4 protein-coding genes and 1 pseudogene are annotated in these 6,825 nt (G+C 43.0%); 1 reads left to right on the forward strand and 4 read right to left on the reverse strand.

Annotated elements, in window-relative coordinates; genetic code table 11:
* Window positions 1-4: 4 nt before the first annotated feature.
* The 3 genes from HCR01_RS32380 to HCR01_RS32390 all read right to left on the reverse strand — a co-directional run bounded on the left by HCR01_RS32380 (window position 5) and on the right by HCR01_RS32390 (window position 2,808).
* The gene (locus tag HCR01_RS32380) at window positions 5-2,095 is read right to left on the reverse strand and encodes a hydantoinase/oxoprolinase family protein (RefSeq protein WP_193200088.1); all 2,091 of its coding nucleotides are present in this window, start codon (window positions 2,093-2,095) and stop codon (window positions 5-7) included.
* A gap of 193 nt (window positions 2,096-2,288) precedes the next feature.
* Window positions 2,289-2,567 carry a BrnA antitoxin family protein gene (locus HCR01_RS32385; RefSeq protein ID WP_193200089.1) on the reverse strand — a complete coding sequence of 93 codons (279 nt, stop codon included), beginning with the start codon at window positions 2,565-2,567 and terminating at the stop codon, window positions 2,289-2,291.
* Window positions 2,530-2,808 (reverse strand): BrnT family toxin, encoded by a 279-nt coding sequence (locus tag HCR01_RS32390; protein ID WP_193200090.1) that lies wholly within the window; start codon window positions 2,806-2,808, stop codon window positions 2,530-2,532. Before HCR01_RS32390 ends, HCR01_RS32385 begins: the two co-directional genes overlap by 38 nt.
* A 304-nt stretch (window positions 2,809-3,112) precedes the next feature.
* On the opposite strand from HCR01_RS32390, the gene murQ reads away from it, so the two are divergent.
* Entirely contained in the window at window positions 3,113-4,069 is a 957-nt protein-coding gene (gene murQ, locus HCR01_RS32395) for an N-acetylmuramic acid 6-phosphate etherase (RefSeq protein ID WP_193200091.1), read from the forward strand.
* Window positions 4,070-4,852: 783 nt separating this feature from the next.
* On the opposite strand, the pseudogene HCR01_RS32400 reads toward murQ, so the two are convergent.
* A pseudogene (locus tag HCR01_RS32400) lies at window positions 4,853-6,825 on the reverse strand (PBS lyase); the annotation flags it as partial.

Raw genomic sequence — 6,825 nt, forward strand, 5'->3', positions numbered from 1 at the left:
CAGTTTATAAATGTTCTACAACTAAATGATTGCGCTCGGTTAATCTTGCTTGCCAGTTAGGTTCAACTACAATTGTGCTAATTTTCTCTACAATGATCGCAGGCCCATTAATAATATCTTCTGCTTGTAAATCTTCCCGTCGATAAACAGGGGTATTATGCCATTGGTCAGCAGTAAACATCTGTACTATCTCAACAGGGCTGAGGGCTTTATCTATTGGACGCGTACGAGTAATTAAGGGTTCTTCGGGAGTATCCATTTTTTGAATTACTTCTAATGAAACTGATTCAACAATTAAGACTTTCTCTAATTGAATGAAACCATAACGAGATTGATGTTCAATCTCAAACTGTTTTTGCATCACTGTCACGTCTGAGACAAAATTAATGGTTAAGGTAGAGTTAGTACCCTCGTATTTTAAATTAGCTTTTTGTACTAATTCCTCTTCATTGCTTACTTGATTCAACTCACTTCTAGCTTGAATTTCTAAAGACTCCATTAACTGCTGCAATTGAGGAATTAATAGTTGGGTTAAAGGCTGTTCTACTCCTACTTCTCTAATTGCTTGGACATCAGCTAATCCCATGCCATAAGCAGAAAGAACCCCAGCATAAGGGTGAAGAAATATCTTTTTCATTCCCAAAGTATCAGCAATTAAACAAGCAACTTGTCCTCCTGCTCCGCCAAAACAACAAAGCACATATTGACTGACATCATAACCTCGTTGTAGACTAATTTTTTTAATCGCATTTGCCATATTTTCCACTGCGATCGCAATAAATCCAGCGGCTACTTGTTCAGGTGTACGAGTGTTTCCTGTAACAGCCTCAATATCTTGAGCTAATTGTGTAAATTGTTGAATAACAATATCTTTATCTAAAGGTAAGTCACCATCAATTCCAAAAACAGATGGAAAATATTGCGGATGAACTTTGCCTAACATGACATTAGCATCAGTAACCGCTAACGGCCCGCCACGTCGATAACAAGCAGGCCCAGGATTAGATCCAGCAGATTCCGGCCCGACACGATAACTAGAACCATCAAAAAATAAAATTGAACCACCGCCAGCAGCAATAGTATTAATTGCTAATACAGGAACTCTCATCCTAACGCCAGCAATTTCTGAATCTAGTTGTCGTTCATACTCTCCTTTAAAGTGAGCAACATCTGTACTTGTTCCCCCCATATCAAAGGTAATTACTAACTCAAAACCTGCTCTTTTACTAGTTTGAACTGCACCAACAATGCCCCCAGCCGGGCCACTCAAAATACTATCTTTTCCTTGAAATTGTTCGGCTGCGACTAAACCCCCGTCAGACTTCATAAACATTAATTTTACTCCAGGTAACTGACTAGCTATCTGGTTGACGTAGCGACGCAGAATAGGAGTTAAATAAGCATCTACAACCGTTGTATCCCCGCGACTAACCAACTTCATTAAAGGACTAACTTGATGGGATACAGAAATTTGTGTAAAACCGATTTCTGCGGCGATTTTGCTAACTTGTTGTTCGTGATTGGGATAGCGATCGCTGTGCATAAAAACAATAGCACAACTGCGAATGCCTAGGTTGTAAACTGCTTGTAAGTCATTTTTGACTTGTTCAATATTTACAGGGGTTAATTCATTTCCGTGGGTGTCATAGCGTTCATCAACCTCAACCACCTGCTCATAAAGCATGGTTGGTAAAACGATATGACGAGCAAAGATATTAGGACGGTTTTGATAGCCGATTCGTAGGGCATCTTTAAAGCCTTTGGTAATCAGAAGGACGACGCGATCGCCTTTTCTTTCTAACAGTGCATTTGTTGCTACTGTTGTCCCCATCTTTACCACTTCTATTGCTTCACCAAAAATAGCTTCATTACCTGATAAACCCATGATATCCCGAATACCTTGAATAGCTGCATCTTGATATTGCTCAGGATTTTCTGAAAGCAATTTATAGACAATAACCCATTGTTTTTTAGATAAAGGAACAATTAAAAAACGTTCAGGATATATTGAAAGCCTATTTATAATTGTCTGATTATTAGTAACAGCTACAATATCTGTGAATGTACCACCGCGATCGGCAAAAACTTTTAACATTATTCAATTCCTCATTGTCTAGAAGTAGAGTAACAGTGAAATAGGAAATGTTTCTACTTCAGGCATAGAATATTTTTAGGACAGGTATCGATTGTAATAATTATCTTTAAACAAAGTAAGTTATCTGGCAATTATCTTTCATTTTGACATTAGTATTACACTTAAATAAAAGTCAAAATTAATTTTTGAATTGTTAGGCGGATTGCTTATCACCACTATTGTTGATGTGTTGGCGCAAGACTGAATTGATGAGTGTTCTGTATTCGACACCTTGGGCTTGAAACCAAGCCATCACATCTGAATCGAGTTGAATTAGGTTCCGTGCTTGAGTGGCTGGCACTCTCAAGGTTGCCTTCTCAAAAAATTCATCTGTTAACGGCGGGATATCAGAATAGTCAATATCCTCATCTGACATCGTTTCCAGAGCTTCCCAATTAGTACGTGAGATATTGTTCAAATCGTTTTCGCTCATATCGATTTGCCCTTCTTGCTGAGATAATTCGGGTAACATCACCTTGCCGTTCTGTCCAGACAACAACCGCTACGCCGTTACCAAGAAAACCGATACCGAACCAGCGTTCCTCGCCATAATTAAAACGGTCATCTAGCTCAATTAGCATTGGACTATCAAACATTTCAGGAATATCAGCGAAGTCAATTTCATGTTTGCGGATGTTTTCCAGATTCTTCGCTTCATCCCATTCAAAGTGCATGAGAGTTTAATAAAAGCTAATTGGGCTGTTCTCTATTATCGCGTATTTGAGATAGTTCAGTAGACTGAGTGTAGCCGTAGACTTCCCGTGTTTTTTACGCGATCGCCACTTTCTGCAAATTGAATAATTTTAAAATATCATCGTCTTTATCTCAAAATGATCGTCTGATTCTCAGTTCAAGCTATCCTATGAATGTAGAAATCATTTCTACAGATATTGCGACAAGCTATAAAGAAAAGAATAGAATTGAACGTTTATAGCAAGTACCAAGCTTTTTCGCTTCATCGCTCATAATGCTAAAACTATGCATAATTCAGAGAAATCTAACGTAAATAACGATGTTATACCCGTTCGAGGGTATCTTTTAACCGAGCAAGTAAATCCTAATAGTCTTAATTTAGACCAACTCAGTTCTGTGGAATTGGTAGAGCTGTTTAATAGTGAAGACCAAAAGGCACTTGCAGCAGTCGCAGCGGCGAAAACTCAGTTAGCTGAAGCAATTGAGCGCACCGCAGAGCGTTTGCACCACGGAGGACGGCTGTTTTATGTTGGTGCGGGGACAAGTGGCAGATTAGGCGTGTTAGATGCTGCTGAGTGTCCACCTACTTTCTGTACACCCCCAGAGTTAGTACAAGGGATTATTGCAGGTGGCGCTGGGGCGCTGGTACGCAGTTCTGAGGATTTAGAAGACCGCGCTCAAGATGGTGAGGCTGCGATCGCTCAACGACACATTACTCAGTTAGATGTGGTAGTTGGTATTACCGCTGGTGGAACAACGCCATTTGTCCACGGTGCGCTCAACGCCGCCCGTCAGCGGGGAGCCACTACTATTTTTATCGCTTGTGTTCCTGCTGAACAAGTGAGGTTTGATGCTGATGTTGACATTCGCCTGTTAACAGGGCCAGAGGTAATAGCTGGTTCAACTCGCTTGAAAGCTGGTACAGTCACCAAGCTAGCTTTAAATATCCTGTCTACCGGAGTGATGGTTAAGCTAGGCAAAGTTTACGGTAATCGGATGGTGGATGTAGCTGTCACAAATCAAAAATTACGCGATCGCGCTTTGCAAATTTTGCAAGACCTCACAGGTTTAAGTCGTGAAGCCGCTGGTTTCTTACTAGAACGTAGTGGCAAGTGGGTTAAGCTAGCTCTATTGATGCACTGGACTGGTTTAGAAAAAGACGATGGCGATCGGCTTTTGTCAGAACATCAAGGTAATCTCCGCGCAGCTGTTGCGAGCCACAAAAACAACAAGCTACCTTAAGAATTTATGTAAAGGAAGGAGAAGACCGCGTTGTAGTGAGGCAGCGCGCATTGGTGTCAACTTAACGTGAAAGCTTAGTCTGATAAGCATTTCAAAGTTTTTCGATGTAACACCTAGATTTGAGATCCCCCCTAACCCACGCCAGTCGCTCCACTTGGGGAGACCCCAAGACCGCGCTGGCTCCCCTTTTTAAGGGGGGAATTAGAATCGAATGCCCCCTTTTGAAGGGGGTTGGGGGATCTGAAACTACTGGAAATTGAGTGTTTGAGCTTAAGTTGACACCAATGGGCAGCGCGATCGCACTACAATTTAAGAAATTCAACGACGGCAACTGACATGGTATCGATTCCGATTACCCTGGAACAACTCTAGGACTTACGCACTGAAGCCTGAAACCCTGATCCCCCCTAACCCCCCTTTTTAAGGGGGGAACGTGTAAAGCCCCCTTTCTAAGGGGGGAACGTGTAAAGCCCCCTTTCTAAGGGGGTTGGGGGATCTGAGTGCGTAAGTTCTGAACTCATTACGGCTGTGCAACAGTTGCAACCAGACGAGCGGAAGTTGCTAGAGCCTTGATTAAATTAGAACGGAGTTCGTAACGCACCATTATCGAGGTTTTGGTGCGTTACGCTGTCGCTAATACAACGCCAGTTTGCTCAAGTCGGGAGACCCGCCCACGCAACTGGCTCCCCTACGTATCTTTTTAGAAATCAAACCGGATTCCTATAGATGAAGGAAGTGGGTAAGGATTATCGCCTGTTATTCTTTAAAATTACGAATTACGAATTATCTTGTCCGCAACAATTGCACGAACGTATTACTCACCGTATTGTCTTTAGTATCCGCCGCGTATTGAATCAATTTTTCTCGCAGTTCTTTAGCTGCATCTAAAGGAAGCAAGGTTGCTAGCAAGAAATAAACACCACGAAAACGCGGGTCGCCCATTCTATCAACTAGTAGTCCTTCGGCTGCATCAGTTTCGCCCAGAAAGTTTTGCACTAAGAAGAAGTCCATGATTTTATCGTGGCGGAAGTACCATTCTTTCTTGGCTTCGCTTTTTTCATCTTGCCACTGACGGCTGACTACCATCTTGTATTTCTCATCTTCCAAAGACTGCAAGACTTGGTAAAATTCATCGGCGGGTAAGGCTTGTTTGTCTTCGAGTCGCATTTCGTAGACGGCGGCTGAGAATTTCTTCAACGGAAATTCTTGATTCCATTCTTTGAGGTATTCTGCCGCCATCAAATTGTATTGCTATTCTTGCAAGCGAAACAAGTTTGGATGTTTGCCTTGTGATAACATCAGCGCTACCACAGTTAGATCCATTGGATTGGAAAGAATGCGACGGACAGCATCTAACTCTTCTTTGGCTTGTTGCTGTTTGAGGACTTCTGTTAAATAGCTGGTGCAGGCTTGGGCGTAATCATCACCGAGAACTTTGGCATCTTTGGGTAGTCGCGGCTGACGGGATATCAAAAACTCTTGAATTTGTTCTTGTTCAAGGGGCCGCAAATAACAAGTTTTGGCTGTTGAGGGGGGTGTCCACTCTAGGGACTGGGTAGTCATGATAATGTTGCCCCGGAAATAGCTTTCGACAAACTGGCAGATTTTTGCCCGTGTTTCGGCGGTGACTTCGTTGAGTCCGTCGATGCAGATATCTATCGCGCCACTGTAAATTAGGTTTTTCAGGAAGCCGGCATCTTGTGCTTGGCCGTGTAGCTTGTCTTGAATTGCTTCAATTACACCTTTATGACATTTCTGGGCGGGGAGATAAACGACTATGCGCTGGGAGTTTTTCAACAGATGGCGGAGAAACATCGACTTGCCTAAGCCGGAATCACCTTCTAAGATAATTTGTCCTTGAATACTGGGTATGGCTGCGGTAATTGGCTGGATGTCTCCTGAGGCGGGAACTTTGACTTGAGACTCTGGGAAGTATGATTGGTCATGAAAATTATCTAAGCCGGCATCGGCTAATAGGGAAGGTTTGAAGGGTTCAAATAATTTGCGGCGGAAGGGGGGAAACCAGGTGAGGAGAAAGCCGACATAGCCGACGCCGAGAATACGGCGTACCCACGGGTTCCAGAAGAAGATGGCTTGGACTTGGGGGAATTTGGGGTAGGCAAAGATGAGGGCAAGCCAAAAGGCAGCATGAATGAGGATGGTGTTTCTGGCTTTGAAAAACCACTGCCAACCCTCAAGGTTAATTATCTGTGACTGCACTGCATAAGCTTTAGGAGGGTAGGAAGTTTTGAGGTTGTTGTAGTGGGACTGTAACAAACGGATATCTTGCCATTTCCAAACAACTTTTTTGTTCTCGGCAACTATCGAAATTTGTTCTGCTAAATCTTCTCTTAATCTCTCCAGCCCCTTACTAGGTTCCCAGGCTTTGAGAAAAACCTCTAGCGTTTTCTTGCCTTCATCGTGGGTAAGTTGCTCAGGAATTGTTTTTCTCTCAGGTCTGCCCAGCCATGTCAGTAGAGTTTTTACTTCATCTGTGCCACCGCTCAGGAAATAAGACCAAAACCGCCAAAATTCAAAGTTTCCTCTATCTGACCCAAATATTCCCTGGTTTGGTTCATAAGCATAATTCAAAACTATAACAACCTCTTCCAGCTTGAGTTGTTTTATCTTCCCCAATGCCACTGCCGCACCAGAACGAACGTTGGCGTCCACCTTTTCATCCTTGAGGAAATTGAGGATGTCAGGGATGTAGTTAGCCGCCGCTTGTCCCAGGTTGCCCAATGCCACTGCCGCAC

The organism is Nostoc sp. MG11 (genome assembly GCF_014904695.1).
Classification (GTDB): domain Bacteria; phylum Cyanobacteriota; class Cyanobacteriia; order Cyanobacteriales; family Nostocaceae; genus Komarekiella.

Bases quoted from the DNA above. Each gene is read 5' to 3' on its own strand.
- HCR01_RS32380 (WP_193200088.1), bottom strand. From the start codon at position 2,095: ATGTTAAAAGTTTTTGCCGATCGCGGTGGTACATTCACAGATATTGTA.
- HCR01_RS32385 (WP_193200089.1), bottom strand. From the start codon at position 2,567: ATGAGCGAAAACGATTTGAACAATATCTCACGTACTAATTGGGAAGCT.
- HCR01_RS32390 (WP_193200090.1), bottom strand. From the start codon at position 2,808: ATGCACTTTGAATGGGATGAAGCGAAGAATCTGGAAAACATCCGCAAA.
- murQ (WP_193200091.1), top strand. From the start codon at position 3,113: ATGCATAATTCAGAGAAATCTAACGTAAATAACGATGTTATACCCGTT.